At 62.6% G+C, this 447-nt stretch carries 1 protein-coding gene; it reads right to left on the reverse strand.

The annotated features are described in order from the left end of the window. Nucleotides 1-447 (reverse strand): response regulator (locus J5M71_RS28475; protein WP_207838985.1); only part of this gene is annotated, 447 nt, incomplete at both ends.

Consider the following 447-nt stretch of genomic DNA (forward strand, 5'->3'; position numbering starts at 1 on the left):
TGCAAGGCAGCCTGCAGATCCGCGAATGTCATCGGTTTGTGCAGATAGTCGAGAGGCGCGCCCGGGGCGCATTGTTCGCGATCCGCACCCAGCGCCAGCATGAACACTGGCAAATGCGCGCAGCATGGCAATGCATGGATCTGGCAGCACAGCGATGCGCCTTCGTGGTTGGGCAACTGGCAATCGATCAGCACTGCATCGAAGCTTTCCCGTTGCAGGCAGTCCAGCGCAGCGGCGCCGTTATCCGCGCTGCGCACGCGGAAACCGAGCTTGAGCAACATGCCGCGCATCACCAGTTGATTGACGCTGTTGTCGTCCACCAGCAGCACTGTGCAGTCCTGCGGCGCACGAATGCAATCGCGAGGCGGCTGATCCGCAGGCGCTTCGATCACCGGCAGTTCGAATTCGACATCGAGCTGGAAGCGGCTGCCGCGTCCGGGCTCGGAG

It is taken from the genome of Pseudomonas sp. 43(2021) (genome assembly GCF_017490805.1).
Taxonomy (GTDB): domain Bacteria; phylum Pseudomonadota; class Gammaproteobacteria; order Pseudomonadales; family Pseudomonadaceae; genus Aquipseudomonas.